Below are 17,168 nucleotides of genomic sequence, written 5' to 3' on the forward strand. Positions count from 1 at the left end.
CGTGTGAATCTGCCTCTCGTTCTCAACCTCGTCGCCTTCGCCGTGCTGCTCGGCCTGCTGGCGCGTACCCGCAACACCGGCTGGAGCCTGGCCGTGCGCGTCTTCATCGGCCTCGCCCTGGGCGTGGGCTTTGGCCTGGTGCTGCAATTCGTCTACGGGCATGACGCCCCGGTGCTCAAGACCTCCATCGGCTGGTTCAACCTGGTCGGCAACGGCTATGTGCAGCTGCTGCAGATGAGCATCATGCCGCTGGTGTTTGCCTCCATCCTGGCGGCCGTGGCGCGGCTGCGCGAAGCGTCTTCCATGGGGCGCATCAGCCTGCTGACCCTGGGTACGCTGCTGTTCACCACCGCCATCGCCGCCCTGGTCGGGGTGCTGGTCACCTGGCTGTTCGGCCTGAGCGCCGAGGGCCTGGTGCAAGGCGCCCAGGAGACCGCGCGCCTGACCGCCCTGCAGAACAGCTATGTCGGCAAGGTGGCGGATCTGTCGGTGCCGCAGCTGCTGCTGTCCTTCATTCCGAAGAATCCCTTCGCCGATCTCACGGGTGCCAATCCCACCTCCATCATCAGCGTGGTCATCTTCGCCGCCTTCCTCGGAGTCGCCGCCCTGCGCCTGCAGCGCGACGATCCGGTGCGTGGCGAGAAGGTGCTGGCCGGCATCGACGTGCTCCAGGCCTGGGTGATGAAGCTGGTGCGCCTGCTGCTGCAACTCACCCCCTACGGCGTGCTGGCGCTGATGACCAAGATGGTCGCCACCGCCAGTCCCCAGGACGTGCTCAAGCTGGGCACCTTCCTGATCGCCTCCTACCTGGGCCTGGGCATCCTCTTTGGCGTGCATGCGCTGCTGCTGACCCTGAGCGGCCTGTCGCCCGCGCGCTTCTTTCCCAAGGTCTGGCCGGTGCTGAGCTTCGCCTTCACCAGCCGTTCCAGCGCGGCGACCATCCCGCTGAGTATCGAGGCCCAGACCGAGCGTCTCGGCGTACCGCCGGCCATCGCCAGCTTCGCCGCCTCCTTTGGTGCCACCATCGGCCAGAACGGCTGCGCCGGTCTCTATCCGGCCATGCTGGCGGTGATGGTCGCCCCGACCCTGGGCATCAATCCGTTCGATCCGCTGTGGATCGCCACCCTGGTGGGTATCGTCACCCTGAGTTCGGCGGGTGTGGCGGGCGTAGGTGGTGGTGCTACCTTCGCCGCCCTGATCGTGTTGCCGGCCCTCGGCCTGCCGGTCACCCTGGTAGCGCTGCTGGTGTCCATCGAGCCGCTGATCGACATGGGCCGTACCGCCCTCAACGTCAACGGCTCCATGACCGCCGGCACCCTGACCGCACGCTGGATGGGCCAGCTGGACAAGGCCACCTACGACCGCAACGACCGCGCCGAAGCCCCGGCGGCGCCGATCAGTCGCGGCTGAGTCCGTAGGTTGGGTTGAGCGCAGCGAAGCCCAGCGGCGCCCGAAGCCTGCTGCGGTCTGTTGGGCTTCGGCGATGGAGCCGCCTCAGCCCAACCTGCGGGTGCCTAATGTTGACTGGGTATAACGTGGATGGTTGAACCGCGCAGGTTGGCGCTGAGCGCAGCGAAGCCCAACAGGCACGATCTATCCAAAAGCACTGGAAAAGGCTCTAGACTGCGACTTTCCATTCACCAGGGACGGTGATCTTGGACTATCGACGCAGCCGTGCCGCGGGCGGCATCTTCTTTTTCACGCTCAATCTCAACGACCGCTCGGCCACTCTGCTCGTCGACCATATCGGATCGCTCAAGCAGGCCGTGCGCGAGGTGAAGGTCCGGCATCCCTTCGATATCCTCGCCATGGTGGTCCTCCCCGATCACCTGCACGCGCTCTGGCGCCTGCCAGATGACGATGGTGACTATCCGCTGCGTTGGAGCCTGATCAAGGCAGGCTTCTCGCGTCAGTTACCGCCGTTGGAGACGGTGAATCTCTCGCGCCGGCTGAAACGCGAACGCGGCGTCTGGCAAAGACGCTATTGGGAGCACCGGATTCGGGACGAGCAGGATCTGCAGCGACATTTCGACTACATCCATTTCAACCCGGTGAAGCACGGCCATGCGCCTAGGGCGGTGGAGTGGCCCCATTCGTCCATTCATCGCTATGTGCGAGCGGGCGTCCTGCCGGTGGATTGGGCAGGACAGCGCGATGATGACTGGGCGGTGGGCGAGCGGTGAGAGTTGATCGTGTTGGGCTTCGCTACACTCAGCGCCAACCTACGCGGTTCAACTCTCCACGTCGTGCCAAAGCGACGTTGGAGACCCGTAGGTTGGGTTGAGCGCAGCGAAGCCCAACAGGCTGTGCCTTTGGAACAGGCCTCGTTAGAACAGGAAATACCGCTGCGCCATCGGCAGCACCTCGGCCGGTTCGCACCAGAGCAGCTGGCCATCGGCCTTGACCTGGTAGTTCTGCGGATCGACCTCGATGGTCGGCAGGTAGCCGTTGTGGATGAGGTCGCTCTTCTGCGCGGTGCGGCAACCCTTGACCACCCCGATGCGCTTCTTCAGCCCCAGTTGCTCGGGTACCCCGGCGTCGAAGGCGGCCTGGCTGATGAAGGTCAGGCTGGTGTCGTGGAGCATGCCGGCGTAGCTGCCGAACATCGGGCGGTAGTGCACCGGTTGCGGGGTGGGGATGGAGGCGTTGGCGTCGCCCATCAGACTGGCTGCGATGGCGCCGCCCTTGAGGATCAGCGTCGGCTTGACGCCGAAGAAGGCTGGGCGCCAGAGCACCAGGTCGGCGAACTTGCCCACCTCGATGGAGCCCACCTCGTGGCTGATGCCATGGGTGATCGCCGGGTTGATGGTGTACTTGGCGATGTAGCGCTTGACCCGGAAATTGTCGTTGCCAGCAGTGTCCTCGGGCAGTGGGCCGCGCTGCTTCTTCATCTTGTCGGCGGTCTGCCAGGTGCGGGTGATGACCTCGCCGACGCGGCCCATGGCCTGGCTGTCGGAACTGATCATGGCGAAGGCGCCGAGGTCGTGGAGGATGTCCTCGGCGGCGATGGTCTCGCGGCGGATGCGACTCTCGGCGAAGGCCACGTCCTCGGCGATGCTCGGGTCCAGGTGGTGGCAGACCATGAGCATGTCCAGGTGCTCGTCGATGGTGTTCTTGGTGAAGGGCCGCGTCGGGTTGGTGGAGCTGGGCAGCACATTGGGGAAGCCGCAGGCCTTGATGATGTCCGGCGCGTGGCCGCCCCCGGCGCCCTCGGTGTGGTAGGTGTGGATGGTGCGACCCTTGAAGGCGCCCAGGGTGGTCTCGACGAAACCGGATTCGTTGAGGGTGTCGGTGTGGATGGCCACCTGGATGTCGAAGCGATCGGCCACCGCCAGGCAGTTGTCGATGGCGGCCGGGGTGGTGCCCCAGTCCTCGTGCAGTTTCAAGCCGATGGCGCCGGCGCGGACCTGCTCTTCCAGCGGCCCGGGCAGGCTGGCGTTGCCCTTGCCGGTGAAGCCGATGTTCATCGGGAAGGCGTCGGCGGCCTTGAGCATCTGCGCCATGTGCCAGGGACCGGGGGTCACGGTGGTGGCATAGGTGCCGGTGGCCGGGCCGGTGCCGCCACCGATCATGGTGGTGGTGCCGCTCATGAGCGCCTCTTCGATCTGCTGCGGGCAGATGAAGTGGATGTGGGAGTCGATGCCACCGGCGGTGAGGATCATGCCCTCGCCGGCGATGACCTCGGTGGCGGCGCCGATGGGCACGCTGACGCCGGGTTGGATATCCGGGTTGCCGGCCTTGCCTATGGCGTGGATGCGGCCCTGCTTGAGGCCGACATCGGCCTTGACGATGCCCCAGTGGTCGACGATCAGCGCATTGGTGATGACGGTATCCACCACCTCGGCCGCCAGCAGCTGGCTCTGGCCCATACCGTCGCGGATGACCTTGCCGCCGCCGAATTTCACTTCTTCGCCGTAGACGGTGTGGTCTTCTTCGACCTCGATCCAGAGCTCGGTATCGGCCAGGCGCACCCGGTCGCCGGTGGTGGGGCCGAACATGTCGGCATAGGCTTGGCGGGAGATTTTCATAGGTGTGAATCCCGAATAAAGGTGGTCCGGTTTGCCCTCACCCCGACCCTCTCCCGGAGGGAGAGGGGGAAGAGCGGGTGGCATCCTGTTGCCGCGAGCAGGGAGTTATTCCTGGACGGCAGGGTGTTCTGGTTTGTCCTCATCCCGACCCTCTCCCAGGGGGAGAGGAGGGAAGAGCGGGTGGCATCCTGTTGCCTCGTGCAGGGAGTATTCCTGCACCGCAGGGTGTTCTGTTTTGCTCTCACCCCGACCCTCTCCCAGGGGGAGAGGGGGAAGGGCGGGTGTTCCGGTTTGGCCTCTCGCTCCGCTCCAGTCTCGCGGAGCAGGAGGAAAGCGCAAAAGGCACGGTGTCTGCTTTTAGCCCCCTCTCCCTGAGGGAGAGGGTTGGGGTGAGGGGGCTTGTCCCTACAACTTCCCCATCACCCGCCCGGCGAAGCCGTAGACGGTGCGCAGGCCGGTCAGCTCGACCAGTTCCACCTCGCGACTCTGGCCTGGTTCGAAGCGCACGGCGGTGCCGGCGGCGATGTTCAGGCGCATGCCGCGGGCCAGGGCGCGATCGAACAGCAGGGCGTCGTTGGTCTCGTGGAAGTGGTAGTGGGAGCCCACCTGGATCGGCCGGTCGCCGCTGTTGGCGACGGTCAGGCTCAGGGTGCGGCGGCCGGCGTTGAGTTCGATATCGCCGTCCTGGATCTGGTATTCGCCGGGGATCATGGGCGCTGCTCCAGCATCAGTTGCATGAAGGTGAGGTCCAGCCAGCGACCGAACTTGGTGCCGACCTGGGGCATCTGCCCGGTGGTGATGAAGCCCAGGCGCTCGTGCAGGCGGATGGAGGCCTGGTTGCCGCTCTCGATGGCGGCCACCATCACGTGTTTGTCGCAGGCGCGGGCGCGTTCGATGAGCACCGTCATCAGGCGCGGGCCGATGCCCTGGCCGCGCTGGTCGGGATGGATGTAGACCGAGTGCTCGACGGTGTGGCGAAAGCCCTCGAAGGGCCGCCAGTCGCCAAAGGAGGCATAGCCCACCACCACGCCGTCGGCATTCTCGGCGACCAGGATGGGATAGCCCTGGGTGGCGCGCAGGTCGAACCAGGCCTGGCGATTGGCCAGGTCCACCGGGGTCTCGTTCCAGATCGCCGTGGTGTTGCTGACGGCGTCGTTGTAGATGTGCAGCACGGCCGGCAAGTCGGCAGGGATGGCGTCGCGGACGATCAGACTCATGGCGGTCTCCCTAGGCGATCGGCTGGTGGACGGTGACCAGCTTGGTCCCGTCGGGGAAGGTGGCTTCGACCTGGATCTCCGGGATCATCTCCGGAACGCCTTCCATCACCTGGTCGCGGGTCAGCAGGGTGGTGCCGTAGTGCATCAGCTCGGCGACGGTGCGACCGTCACGGGCGCCTTCGAGCAGGGCGGCGGAGATCAGCGCCATGGCTTCCGGGTAGTTGAGCTTCACCCCACGCGCCAGGCGGCGTTCGGCCACCAGGCCGGCGGTGAAGATGAGCAGCTTGTCTTTTTCGCGGGGCGTCAGGTCCATGGGTGTTCCGGTTGGCAGGTTCGGTCAAGGAAGGTCGATCATCGCGGCCGTGGGCCGCGCCTACAAGAGTGACGTGGCCTCAGGTGCTCCAGATCCGCGGTGGCACGGCGGCGCGGCCGAGCAGGGCCGGGCGCAGCAGGCGCCAGACCTCGATCAGCCAGGCGCGCGCCTGCAGCGATTCGGCGGCCAGGCAGCGGGCGACCACCAGACCGGGCAACTGGGTCAGGTCGCCGCGGACCGGCAGGCCGAGTTCGCGGCAACGCGCCAGGGTATCCGCGTCCAGGGTGCCGGTGATCAGCAGGGTGGCGAACACCGGGCGACCGGCGAGGCCGATGGGCGAGTCCAGCAACCGATCCGCCCCGACCAGGCGCTGGCGCTCGTGCCATAGCGGAGTGCCATCGCGACGGATGTCCAGGTGCGCCTGGAACAGCCCCTCGGCGAAGCGCTCGGCACTGGCTGGGCGGCCCAGGGCGACGATGTCCCAGTAGCAGAGGCGAGCGTCGCCCTCCAGCTCGATGCGGGTGGCGAGACGGGCCTGGGCGCCGGAGAAGACGATGGTCTCCTGGGGCAGCCATTCCAGGGTGGCGCCGGCAGCGACGCGCAGGTCGATCTGCTGGTGGGCGGCGCTAGCGGCGCGATACCACTTGGCGGCGCCAGGGCTGGTGAGCTGGGCCCAGGCGGTTGCGCCGACGCTGACGTCGATGTCCAGCCGATCGCCCCCGGCGATGCCTCCCGGGGGATGCACGATGATGTGCTGGCAGACCTCGGGGCCTTCGGCGTGCAGGTGTTTCTGCACCCGCAAGGGGCCGAGGTGGCGGCGGGTGGTCGGCCGGGTCCAGTCGCCCTGGCGGGCATAGGCCAACTCCAGGCGCGCCAGCCAGGCGGGGGTGAAGAGGGCAGGGGGCAGGGCAGAGGTCATCGGGTTGGTCGTTGTTCTGGTTGGGCTATTTGGGGAGGGCCTTGCAAGAATCTGACCGGGTGGACATAGGTTGCCTTTCGGCTAGGTATGGTGGAGGTGTTTGGCTGATTCTCGCGTTTTGATGATGCTTATATTTCGCTCACCCAAGCGCACCACCTTCACTGCTTCGGTAGGTTGGCGCTGAGCGGAGCGAAGCCCAACGTTGCGATGGTGCAAAATTTATTGGTTCCTCAGCTGCTTACCGAGCTTTGCTGATCCCTCTTGTTTCGCCCACCCGGGCGAGTCACTTTTGCCAGTCGCGGCAAAAGTAACCAAAAACGCTTGCCCCACCATCCGGCCCTCCGCTGCGCTGCGGGTCCGCTCACGCCAGCGCCGTTCCGGGGTCGGTCCAGATGGGCCGTCCCTGGCCGACTGGACCTCTCGCCGCATCCCTGCGGCTCGACCCACTCCACGACACTGGCGTTCGCCCTCCTGAACTGGGCGATTCGCCAGCCTGAAAGTGTTAGTTGAAGAGCCATAACCGTCCGTAGCGTGGACAACGGCGAAGCCTTGTCCACTGTCCAAGGCCAGACTCACCCGTGGAAATCATTACTGGGGTTTGAGCCTGTTGAAATCGCGCCCATGCCGGTGCGCCGTAGCGACCACTCCTACAAGCTGAGTCCAACCCTGTAGGAGCGGCCCATGGCCGCGATAACACAGTTGCACCTATGGGCGCTGGGCTTCGGCGGTTGATAGCTGTCACAGCCTCAGGCTGGAGTCCCGTCCCCGTCGGTGAGGCCGAAACGTGGGGACAGCGTTTTTGGTTACTTTTGTTCGGGACGCGTAGTCCGGGGCGCGCAGCCGCGATTGGCAAAAGTGACTCGCCCGGGTGGGCGAAACAGAATCTTCCCCCAAATTCGATAAGCAGCCAGAACACCGATAAGCCAGACCTGACGCACCGCTCTGTTGGGCTTCGCTCCGCTCAGCACCAGCCTACGTCAGCCGGTCTTCGGCGCGCCGACCCTTCCCTACGAAATCCCCCGCCACTGCCGCGGACTCACCTGAAACCACCGCCGGAACGCTCGCGAAAAGGCGCTGGTCTCCGAATAGCCCAGCAGCGGCGCCAGGTCGCTGACCGGCAGCCGCTGCCGCAGGTAGTGCTGAGCCAGGTCGCGGCGAACGCCCTCGACCAGCGCCGAGAAGCTCGCGCCCTGGTCGCGCAGGCGCCGTTGCAGCTGGCTGGTGGAAAGGTCCAGGCGCTGGGCGATGGACTCCAGGCTGGGCTCGCCCAGGGGCAGCGCCAGGCGCACCGAGGCACGGACCTCTTCGAGCAGTTCCATCTGCGGCAGGCGCTGGCCGAGTTGGCGGATGGCGTCCTGTACCACCAGCAGGAGCAGCGGATCATGGTCGGGCATGGCGCGGTCGCGCAGGTCGGCCTTGGGCACCAGCATGGCGTTGCAGGGCTGGCCGAAGCTGACCGGGGCGTCGAACAGCCGGCGGTGCTCGTGCCAGCCCTCGGGACGCGGGTGTTCGAACTGCACCGCGCGCGGCGCCCAGGTAGCGCCGAGCACATGGCGCAGCAGGTTGAGCAGCATGCCCAGGGTCAGCTCGGCGTCCTGGCGGCGGGCGACGATGGCGCCGTGGCGTACCTGGTAGTCGAAGCGCCAGCACTCACCGGCGTCCACCAGCTGGATCAGGGTGCTGTGCTGGTGGAAAGGAAAGGCGCCGGCGAAGTTCTGCAGCGCCGCCTCGGCAGTGGGCGAACAGAGCCCCACGTAGCCCAGCAGGCCGAGCATCTGCGGCTTGAACTGCCCGCCGTAGTGCAGGCCGAAATTGTCGCAGCCGGACTGGGCGGCAGCCTCTTCCAGGACCCGGCAGTAGTTGCCCAAGCCGAGGCTCAGCGTCGGGTGCTGCAGCTGTTCGGGATCGATGCCGGCGGTGCCGAAGATGCGGTCGACGTCACCGCCGTGGCTGGTGATGACGGCGTCCAGGCCGCTGGCGGCGGCGGAGAGCACGCCAAGGTTGCGCGACGGTGCGGTCAGGGCGGCAAAGCCGGAGGCGGCCAGGGGCATGGTGCGGGTCCAGGGAGGAGATCGGCATGAATGAAGCAAAGGCTGTGCCCCGGGGTGGAAAGCGGTCCTCCAGTGCGGCTGGAACGCCGAGGCCTTCACGTTATCGAGCGCCTTGGCGTGCTTCATCGCGGGGCGAGTGGTCGGGCATCGCACCAGCGTGGTGCGGTCTCGGGTAGCACCCTGGGAAGAGGGGTAACGCCGACTTGACCCGAGGTCACGGCGACCGTGCCAAGCGGTCAAGTCGGCACGGCCCCGAGCTGTTTAAGCTCGAAAAAGCCGGGCGTCGCGGGATCGCGGTGACCCATTCGGATCACGTCGCTACACGGGGAGTGGCCTGTCATGACCAACGAGAAACTCAAGCCGACCCTCGGCACCCTGCACCTCTGGGGCATCGCCGTGGGGCTGGTGATCTCCGGGGAATACTTCGGCTGGAGCTACGGCTGGGGCGTCGCCGGGACCCTGGGCTTTCTGATCACCGCGCTGGTGGTGGCGGTGATGTACACCTGCTTCATCTTCAGCTTCACCGAACTGACCACCGCCATTCCCCATGCCGGCGGGCCCTTCGCCTACAGCCGGCGCGCCTTCGGTCCTACGGGGGGTACCATCGCCGGCATCGCCACCCTGATCGAATTCGTCTTCGCGCCGCCGGCCATCGCCATGGCCATCGGCGCCTACCTCAACGTGCAGTTTCCCACCCTCGATCCCAAGCTTTGCGCGGTGGCGGCCTATTTCATCTTCATGACGCTGAACATCCTCGGGGTGAGCATCGCCGCCACCTTCGAGCTGGTGGTCACGGTGCTGGCGGTGATCGAGCTCTTGATCTTCATGGGGGTAGTGGCGCCGGGCTTCAGCCTGACCAACTTCACCAGCGGTGGCTGGGCTGGCCAGGATCAGTTCTCCCTGGCCGCGGTGGGTGGCATGTTCGCCGCCATTCCCTTCGCCATCTGGTTCTTTCTCGCCATCGAGGGCGCGGCCATGGCCGCCGAGGAAGCCAAGGACCCCAAGCGGACCATTCCCAAGGCTTACATCGCCGGCATCCTCACCCTGGTGACCCTGGCCATCGGCGTGATGATCTTTGCCGGCGGGGTGGGCGACTGGCGCGCCCTGTCCAACATCAACGACCCGCTGCCGCAGGCCATGAAGGGCGTGGTGGGCGAGGGTTCGGTGTGGCTGCACCTGCTGGTGGGCATCGGCCTGTTCGGCCTGGTGGCCAGCTTCCACGGCATCATCCTCGGCTATTCCCGGCAATTCTTCGCCCTGGCTCGTGCCGGCTTCCTGCCCCGCGGCCTGGCCAAGCTGTCGCGCTTCCAGACCCCGCACCGGGCGGTGCTCGCGGGTGGCGTGGTGGGCATCGCCGCCATCTTCAGCGACGGCGTGATCAGCCTGCAGGGCCTGACCCTGACCGCCGCCATGATCACCATGAGCGTGTTCGGCGCCATCGTCATGTACATCATGAGCATGCTCAGTCTGTTCAAGCTGCGCCGTAGCGAGCCGAACCTGGAGCGTACCTTCCGCGCCCCGGGCTATCCAGTGGTGCCGGCCATCGCCCTGGTGCTGGCGGTGGTCTGCCTGGTCGCCATGGTCTGGTACAACCCGGTGATCGCCAGCGTCTTCGTGGTGCTGATGGTGATAGGCGCGCTGGTCTGCGGTCTCAGCCGTAGACAGGGCGACATTGCACCCGACGCTGCCTTCGGCGAGGCCTGAGAGCCTGTTCAAAGTCTGCTGCGCGTCGGCCAAGCGGCGTTGAAAATGGTTTCGGAATGCTCATTTACCACTCGTAAACTCGAGCGCGAGTCCGATCCGCTTCCTCAGCCATTTTCGCCTTGTTTGTCTCTAGCTTGCGAGCCTTTGAACAGGGTCTGCGCAGCGCAACCCGAGGAGGTAGCATGAGCGGTTTCCAGCACAGCGTGGGCGGCCAGACCTGGCGTTTCGCCGATCTCAAGGAGCTGCTGGCCAAGGCCACCCCGGCGCGTTCCGGGGACGTCCTGGCCGGGGTCGCCGCCGGCAGCGACGTGGAGCGGGTGGCGGCGCAGATGGCGCTGGCCGAAGTGCCGCTCAAGCACTTTCTCAGCGAGGCGGTGATCCCTTACGAGGCCGACGAGGTCACCCGGCTGATCCTGGATACGCACGATGCCCAGGCCTTCGCCCCGGTCGCCCACCTCACCGTGGGCGGCTTCCGCGACTGGCTGCTGGGTGCGGCGGCCGACGAGACCAGTCTCGCCGCCCTGGCCCCAGGGCTGACCCCGGAAATGGTCGCCGCGGTGTCCAAGATCATGCGCATCCAGGACCTGATCCTGGTGGCGCAGAAGGTCCGGGTGGTGACCCGCTTTCGCAATACCATCGGCCTGCGTGGACGACTGTCGACCCGGCTGCAGCCCAATCATCCCACCGACGATCCGGCCGGCATCGCCGCCAGCGTTCTCGACGGCCTGCTCTATGGCAACGGCGATGCGGTGATCGGCATCAACCCGGCCACCGACAGCACCAGCGGCATCTGCGAACTGCTGAAGATGCTCGACGCCGTGATCCAGCGCTACGAGATTCCCACGCAGGCCTGCGTGCTGACCCACGTCACCACCAGCATCGCCGCCATTGAGCGCGGCGCACCGGTGGACCTGGTGTTCCAGTCCATCGCCGGGACCCAGGGCGCCAACGAGAGCTTCGGCATCAGCCTGGCGCTGTTGCAGGAAGGCTATGAGGCCGGGCTGTCGCAACGCCGTGGCAGCCTGGGCGACAACCTCATGTATTTCGAGACCGGGCAGGGCAGCGCCCTCTCGGCGGGGGCCCACCACGGGGTCGACCAGCAGACCTGCGAGGTGCGCGCCTACGCCGTGGCGCGCAAATTCAAGCCGCTGCTGGTGAACACCGTGGTCGGCTTCATCGGCCCCGAGTACCTCTATAACGGCAAGCAGATTATCCGCGCCGGGCTGGAGGATCACTTCTGCGGCAAGCTGCTCGGCGTGCCCATGGGTTGCGACATCTGCTACACCAACCATGCCGAGGCCGACCAGGACGACATGGACATGCTGCTGACCCTGCTGGGTGCGGCGGGCATCAACTTCATCATGGGTATCCCGGGCTCGGACGACGTGATGCTCAACTACCAGACCACCTCCTTCCACGATGCCCTCTATGCCCGCCAGGTGCTGGGCCTGCAACCGGCACCGGAATTCGCCGCCTGGCTCGACCGCCTGGGCATCCTGCGCCTGGAGGACGGCCGCTTCCGCCTCGGCGAGGGCTTGCCGGCACCATTCCAGCGGGTATTGGCGCAGATTTGAATGGTTTTTCGTAGGTTGGGCTGAGCGTTAGCGAAGCCCAACGTTGCCAGGCTCGACTCGTGCCTGTTGGGCTTCGACGGTGGGGCTGTCTCAACCCAACCTACGAAAGGCCGAGTGCCCTGTCCATCCCGTACCTGTTGGGCTTCGACGATGGAGCTGTCTCAACCCAACCTACCAAGGAGGTTGCCATGAAGGACTCCGACACCGCCCGTCCCGATCCCTGGGCCGAATTGCGTCGCCTGACCCCGGCGCGCATCGCCCTGGGCCGGGCCGGCACCAGTCTGCCGACGTCGGCCCAGCTGGACTTCCAGGCCGCCCATGCCCAGGCGCGCGATGCCGTGCACCTGGCCTTCGATCACCAGGCGCTGCGCGAAGGCCTGACTGCCCAAGGCCGCGAGACCCTGGTACTGAAGAGCGCCGCGCCGGATCGCCACACCTATCTGCAACGGCCGGATCTGGGGCGCAAGCTGTCCGCGGAGTCCGCTCGCGAACTCGGCGCCTATGCCGCCGAGCATCCCGAGGGCTTCGACGTCGCCGTAGTCATCGCCGACGGCCTCTCGGCCCTGGCGGTGCATCGCCATGCGCTGCCGTTCCTGGAGCGCCTGGTCGACCAGGCCGGGGCCGAGGACTGGCGCTGGGCACCGGTGACCCTGGTGGAGCAGGGCCGGGTAGCCGTGGGTGATGAAATCGGCGGGCTGCTCAAGGCGCGCCTGCTGGTGATGCTGATCGGCGAGCGCCCTGGTCTGAGTTCGCCCGACAGCCTCGGCCTCTACTTCACCTACGGCCCGCGCCCGGGCCTCAACGACGCCTATCGCAACTGCATCTCCAATGTGCGGCTGGAAGGCCTCGCCTATGGCCTGGCGGCGCACAAGCTGCTCTACCTGATGCGCGAAGCGGATCGCCGCAAGCTCTCCGGCGTGCAACTCAAGGACGAAGCCGAGGTGCCGCTGCTGGAGGGTGACGAGGAGAACGCCCGGATCGGCAACTTCCTTACCGCTCAATGAGCGGGACTGGCCGTCATCCTGCCTTGAGCGTCTTGCGCAGGAAGTACCGCGCAAAGCCCGGCGGATAGTCCGCCAGTTCGCCGAACACCTCGTAGCCCAGCCGCTCGTAGAAGCCGCGGGCCTGGAATTCGTGGGTGTCGAGCCAGGCGCCGTGGCAGCCGCGGGCCAGGGCTTCGGCCTCGGCGCGCCGCAGCAACTCGCGGCCGGCGCCCTGGCCGCGAGCGGCTTCCTCCACCGCCAGCAACTGCACATAGAGCCAGCCATAGCTGGTGTAGCCCCAGAGTCCGCCGAGGGATTCGCCGCCACGGGTCAGGCTGATGACCAGGGCCCGGTAGCCGCTCGGGCCAGCCTGGCTGTCGTTGTAGCGTCTCAGCGGCGCGGCGATGGCCTGGCGCAGGTCTTCGCGCGCTTCGTCGGTCAGGTGGTAGTCCAGTAGCGCTGCGGGCATGGCGATGGTCTCTGGAAGGGTCTGCCCGAGCATAGCGCAGCACCGCTGCGTGACCGCCGGGTTCTGCCGCTTTCGCCGCGCCGGCCTTGGGGTAGCATGACCCTTTGCCCATTTCGCGGGGGAGCCATGGACATACGTGAAGGTCGCGCCCGGGTCGGTGCTCTCGAACTGGCCTATGAGGACTGGGGCGATCCCGCCGATCCGCCGCTGCTGCTGATCATGGGCTTTGGCGCCCAGCTGCTGCTCTGGCCGGAAGGCTTCTGCGAGGCCTTGGTACGCCGGGGCCTGCGGGTGATCCGTTTCGACAATCGCGACGTCGGCCAGTCCTCGCGGCTGAGCTGGCCGGGTGGACGGCCGCCTTCGCTGTGGCCGGTGCTGGGGCGGGCGCAACTGGGCAAGCCCAGTGCGGTGCCCTATCGCCTGGAAGCCATGGCCGCCGATGCGGTCGGGCTGCTCGATCACCTGGGGCTGGAGCGCGCCTTCGTGCTGGGCGGCTCCATGGGCGGCATGATCGCGCAGATCCTCGCCGCCGACTGGCCGCAGCGGGTCGCGCGGCTCGGCATCCTGTTCTCGTCGACCAATCAGCCGCTGTTGCCGCCGCCCTCGTTCAGGCTGCTTGGCAGCCTGCTGCTGCGGCCGCCGACCGATCTGCCGGCGGAAGCGGCGCTCGCCCGGCAGAAGGCCCTGCTGCGCGGTATCGAGAGCCCGCGCTATCGGCAGCGCGAGGTGGATCTCGAACGACTGGTGCAACGGATCCTGGCGCGCGGGGTGGATGTGGACGGGGTGCAGCGGCAGCTGTTCGCCCTGCTCGGCAGCGGCGATCTGCGGCCCTTTGCCCGGCGCATCCAGGCGCCGACCCTGGTGGTCCATGGGGCGCGGGATCCGCTGTTGCGTCCGGCCTGTGGCCGCGCCGTGGCCCGGACCATTCCCGGTGCCCGCTTCGAGTTGATACCCGACATGGCCCACGACCTGCCGGCACCGCTCTGGCCGAGACTGAGCGAGCTGTTCGCCGACTTCTTCCTGGCGCCCTGAGCCGGGCTTCAGCCTCTGAGGCGCGGGCGCAGCCCGTCGATGAGCAGGGTTTCCAGGCCGCGCAGAACCTCGTCGAAGAAGGCTGGATCCTGCAGGGTACGGCCACAGAGTGCCTGCACCTGGACCCTGAAGTCCGCATAGTGTTGGGTGGTGGCCCAGAGGCTGAACATCAGCTGGTACGGGTCCACCGGTGCCAGCCGGCCGGCATCGATCCAGGTACGGATCACCCGGGCCTTCTCGTCTATCAGATCGTGCAGGCTGCCCTGCAATTCCGGCAGCAGCAGCGGCGCGCCCTGGACCATCTCCAGGCAGAACAGCCGGGACTCGGCGGGATAGTCGCGGGACATCTCCAGCTTATGGCGCAGATAGCCGCGCAGGGCGTCGAGGGGATCCTGGTCTTCGCTGAAGGTGCGCAGGGGACTCAGCCAGGTCGCCAGCAACTGGCGCAGCACGGCGACATAGAGCTCTTCCTTGCTGCTGAAATAGTAGAGCAGGTTGGTCTTGGAGACGTCTGCCTGCAGGGCCACCTGATCCAGGCTGGCGCCGTGCAGGCCGAAGCGGGAAAAGATATCGAGCGCGGCGCCGAGGATCTGGGCGCGCTTGGCTTCTATCTGACGCTGCCGGCGTTGCTGGGCGGCAGGGCTGGGTTGACGCGGCTTGCGTGGCGGAGGATCACTGGCCTGACTCACGAACTGCTCCTTGGGCCTTCTTGGACATCTGACGCGGACCGACCGCTGGACGAGCAGGAGGGCCGGCTTCAGGCGCGGTCGTTGAGATTCGCACCTTCCTGGTGACGAATCGTCGGCGGACGCCAGAGGGTAGCGCGCCGGTCTCCAAACTCTAGCATGGCCCGACATCCTGCATGCCCCGGATTCGGGCGCCTTGCACAAACTAGGTGCTCTGATCTGGACCAAATGGTCTGGATATATTTCTAGATTTCCCCCAAGTGTTTGATTGGCTTGAAATTTCAAGACTTGGCAAGCTTTCTGCTCCGATCCTGCAGCCACGGCGCATCTCGATGCGCCTCGATTCCTGACTGCGGGAGAGTGCGAGCGATGAACATCGGTGTCTTCATTCCCATCGGCAACAACGGCTGGCTGCTGTCGGAAAACGCGCCCCAGTACCGGCCCACCTTCGAGCTGAATCGCGAGATCGTGCAGCGCGCCGAGCACTACGGCTTCGACTTCGCCCTGTCGATGATCAAGCTGCGCGGCTTCGGCGGTAAGACCGAATTCTGGGACCACAACCTGGAGTCCTTCACCCTCATGGCCGGGCTGGCGGCGGTGACCTCGCGCATCAAGCTGTTCGCCACCGCCGCGACCCTGACCCTGCCGCCGGCCATCGTCGCGCGGATGGCCGCCACCATCGACTGCATTTCCGGTGGCCGCTTCGGCGTCAATCTGGTCACCGGCTGGCAGAAACCCGAATACAGCCAGATGGGGCTCTGGCCGGGGGATGAGTTCTTCGCCAGCCGCTATCAATACCTCGGTGAATACGCCCAGGTGCTGCGCGACCTCTGGGGCACCGGCCAGTCGGATTTCCAGGGCGCGCACTTCCGCATGGAGGACTGCCGGGTCAGTCCCCAACCCCAGGCGCCCATGGAGATCGTCTGCGCCGGGGCGAGCGACGCCGGCCTGGCCTTTGCCGCCGAACACGCCGATTACAGCTTCGTCTTCGGCAAGGGCGTCAACACGCCCAAGGCCTTCGCCCCGGCGGTGGAGCGGCTGCAGGCGGCCACCGCCAAGACCGGGCGCGAGGTCTCTTCCATCGCCCTGTTCATGATCATCGCCGCCGAGACCGACGAGGCCGCCCGCGCCAAGTGGGAGCACTACAAGGCCGGTGCCGACGAGGAGGCCATCGCCTGGCTGGGCGCCCAGGCCGCCGCCGACACCAAGTCCGGCAGCGACACCAACGTGCGGCAGATGGCCGATCCGACCTCGGCGGTCAACATCAACATGGGCACCCTGGTGGGTTCCTTCGCCAGCGTGGCGCGGATGCTCGACGAGATCGCCGAGGTGCCCGGAGCCAGTGGGGTGCTGCTGACCTTCGACGACTTCGTCCAGGGCGTGACCGACTTCGGCGAGCGTATCCAGCCGCTGATGCAGAGCCGTCGTCACGTCGACCTGCTCAAGGAGAGTGCCTGATGAATGCCGTGGAAACCCTGGCGGGCTATGCCTTGCCTGCGAGCGACACCGAAGCCGTGACGCTGCCGGCGCGACCCGAACCGCTGCGGCTCAAGGCCAGCGAGACCGCCCTGATCGTGGTGGACATGCAGAATGCCTATGCCAGCCAGGGTGGCTACCTGGATCTGGCCGGTTTCGATGTCTCGGCCACCGGCCCGGTGATCGAGAACGTCGCTGCGGTGGTGGAGACCGCCCGCGGCGCGGGTATCCAGGTGGTCTGGTTCCAGAATGGCTGGGACCCGGAGTATCGCGAGGCGGGCGGGCCGGGTTCGCCCAACTGGCACAAATCCAATGCCCTCAAGACCATGCGCAAGCGACCCGAACTGCAGGGGCAGCTGCTGGCCAGGGGTGGCTGGGACTATGCCCTGGTCGACCGGCTGCAACCGGCGGCCGCGGACCTGGTGGTGCCCAAGACCCGCTACAGCGGCTTCTACAACACCCACCTGGACAGCCTGCTGCGCGCCCGTGGCATCCGCAATCTGGTGTTCGTCGGCGTGGCCACCAATGTCTGCGTGGAGTCGACCCTGAGGGACGGCTTCTTCCTCGAATACTTCGGCGTCTGCCTGCACGACGCCTGCCATCAGGCCGGGCCTCGTGCGGCCCACGAGGCCGCACTGTTCAACATCGAGACCTTCTTCGGCTGGGTCGCCAGCTGCGCCGACTTCCACACCACCTTCGCCAAGGACTGAGCCACC

The 17,168-nt window shown here is 66.6% G+C and carries 16 protein-coding genes; 8 read left to right on the forward strand and 8 right to left on the reverse strand.

Annotation, left to right across the window (positions count from 1 at the left end; translation table 11 throughout):
- The first annotated feature begins 3 nt into the window (after positions 1–3).
- Together OMP44_RS20290 and OMP44_RS20295 are read left to right on the forward strand one after the other, a co-directional pair.
- Positions 4–1,410 carry an L-cystine transporter gene (locus OMP44_RS20290; RefSeq protein ID WP_280310801.1) on the forward strand — a complete coding sequence of 469 codons (1,407 nt, stop codon included), beginning with the start codon at positions 4–6 and terminating at the stop codon, positions 1,408–1,410.
- A 242-nt stretch (positions 1,411–1,652) separates the two neighbouring features.
- Positions 1,653–2,183 carry an REP-associated tyrosine transposase gene (locus OMP44_RS20295; RefSeq protein ID WP_280310920.1) on the forward strand — a complete coding sequence of 177 codons (531 nt, stop codon included), beginning with the start codon at positions 1,653–1,655 and terminating at the stop codon, positions 2,181–2,183.
- A 144-nt stretch (positions 2,184–2,327) separates the two neighbouring features.
- On the opposite strand, the gene ureC is transcribed toward OMP44_RS20295, so the two are convergent.
- The 6 genes from ureC to qhpR all read right to left on the reverse strand — a co-directional run bounded on the left by ureC (position 2,328) and on the right by qhpR (position 8,528).
- Positions 2,328–4,028 carry an urease subunit alpha gene (gene ureC / locus OMP44_RS20300; RefSeq protein WP_187981133.1) on the reverse strand — a complete coding sequence of 567 codons (1,701 nt, stop codon included), beginning with the start codon at positions 4,026–4,028 and terminating at the stop codon, positions 2,328–2,330.
- A 405-nt stretch (positions 4,029–4,433) separates the two neighbouring features.
- On the reverse strand, positions 4,434–4,739 hold the full coding sequence (locus tag OMP44_RS20305; RefSeq protein ID WP_273863173.1) for an urease subunit beta: 306 nt from the start codon (positions 4,737–4,739) through the stop codon (positions 4,434–4,436).
- Positions 4,736–5,245 (reverse strand): GNAT family N-acetyltransferase, encoded by a 510-nt coding sequence (locus tag OMP44_RS20310; protein WP_133862177.1) that lies wholly within the window; start codon positions 5,243–5,245, stop codon positions 4,736–4,738. The genes OMP44_RS20305 and OMP44_RS20310 overlap by 4 nt, the downstream gene beginning before the upstream one ends.
- Before the next feature lie 10 nt (positions 5,246–5,255).
- Entirely contained in the window at positions 5,256–5,558 is a 303-nt protein-coding gene (gene ureA, locus OMP44_RS20315) for an urease subunit gamma (RefSeq protein ID WP_007162996.1), read from the reverse strand.
- 79 nt (positions 5,559–5,637) lie between these two features.
- The gene (locus OMP44_RS20320; protein ID WP_273863171.1) at positions 5,638–6,477 is read right to left on the reverse strand and encodes an urease accessory protein UreD; all 840 of its coding nucleotides are present in this window, start codon (positions 6,475–6,477) and stop codon (positions 5,638–5,640) included.
- 1,007 nt (positions 6,478–7,484) lie between these two features.
- Positions 7,485–8,528: an AraC-like transcriptional regulator QhpR gene (gene qhpR, locus OMP44_RS20325; RefSeq protein WP_273863170.1), complete on the reverse strand. Its 1,044-nt coding sequence runs from the start codon at positions 8,526–8,528 to the stop codon at positions 7,485–7,487.
- 339 nt (positions 8,529–8,867) lie between these two features.
- Here qhpR and eat point away from each other — a divergent pair, with 339 nt between their 5' ends.
- From eat to eutC, 3 genes are all read left to right on the forward strand, one after another.
- Positions 8,868–10,232 carry an ethanolamine permease gene (gene eat / locus OMP44_RS20330; RefSeq protein WP_187981138.1) on the forward strand — a complete coding sequence of 455 codons (1,365 nt, stop codon included), beginning with the start codon at positions 8,868–8,870 and terminating at the stop codon, positions 10,230–10,232.
- A 182-nt stretch (positions 10,233–10,414) separates the two neighbouring features.
- The gene (locus OMP44_RS20335; RefSeq protein ID WP_280310811.1) at positions 10,415–11,806 is read left to right on the forward strand and encodes an ethanolamine ammonia-lyase subunit EutB; all 1,392 of its coding nucleotides are present in this window, start codon (positions 10,415–10,417) and stop codon (positions 11,804–11,806) included.
- Between the two features lie 188 nt (positions 11,807–11,994).
- Positions 11,995–12,810 carry an ethanolamine ammonia-lyase subunit EutC gene (gene eutC, locus OMP44_RS20340; protein WP_280310814.1) on the forward strand — a complete coding sequence of 272 codons (816 nt, stop codon included), beginning with the start codon at positions 11,995–11,997 and terminating at the stop codon, positions 12,808–12,810.
- Between the two features lie 13 nt (positions 12,811–12,823).
- On the opposite strand, the gene OMP44_RS20345 is transcribed toward eutC, so the two are convergent.
- Entirely contained in the window at positions 12,824–13,258 is a 435-nt protein-coding gene (locus tag OMP44_RS20345; RefSeq protein ID WP_187981141.1) for a GNAT family N-acetyltransferase, read from the reverse strand.
- Between the two features lie 126 nt (positions 13,259–13,384).
- Here OMP44_RS20345 and OMP44_RS20350 point away from each other — a divergent pair, with 126 nt between their 5' ends.
- A complete protein-coding gene (locus OMP44_RS20350) occupies positions 13,385–14,290 on the forward strand; it encodes an alpha/beta fold hydrolase (RefSeq protein WP_187981142.1) in 906 nt (301 codons plus the stop codon).
- Between the two features lie 8 nt (positions 14,291–14,298).
- Here OMP44_RS20350 and rutR read toward each other — a convergent pair whose 3' ends face one another.
- Positions 14,299–14,979 (reverse strand): HTH-type transcriptional regulator RutR, encoded by a 681-nt coding sequence (gene rutR / locus OMP44_RS20355; protein ID WP_133862169.1) that lies wholly within the window; start codon positions 14,977–14,979, stop codon positions 14,299–14,301.
- A gap of 366 nt (positions 14,980–15,345) precedes the next feature.
- Here rutR and rutA point away from each other — a divergent pair, with 366 nt between their 5' ends.
- Together rutA and rutB are read left to right on the forward strand one after the other, a co-directional pair.
- Positions 15,346–16,434, forward strand: coding sequence for a pyrimidine utilization protein A (rutA, locus tag OMP44_RS20360; RefSeq protein WP_027600944.1), 1,089 nt, complete (start codon positions 15,346–15,348; stop codon positions 16,432–16,434).
- On the forward strand, positions 16,434–17,162 hold the full coding sequence (rutB, locus tag OMP44_RS20365) for a pyrimidine utilization protein B (protein ID WP_133862167.1): 729 nt from the start codon (positions 16,434–16,436) through the stop codon (positions 17,160–17,162). Before rutA ends, rutB begins: the two co-directional genes overlap by 1 nt.
- Positions 17,163–17,168 lie beyond the last annotated feature (6 nt).

Source organism: Pseudomonas flavocrustae (assembly GCF_029872515.1).
GTDB classification, from domain to species: Bacteria; Pseudomonadota; Gammaproteobacteria; order Pseudomonadales; family Pseudomonadaceae; genus Chryseomonas; species Chryseomonas aestiva.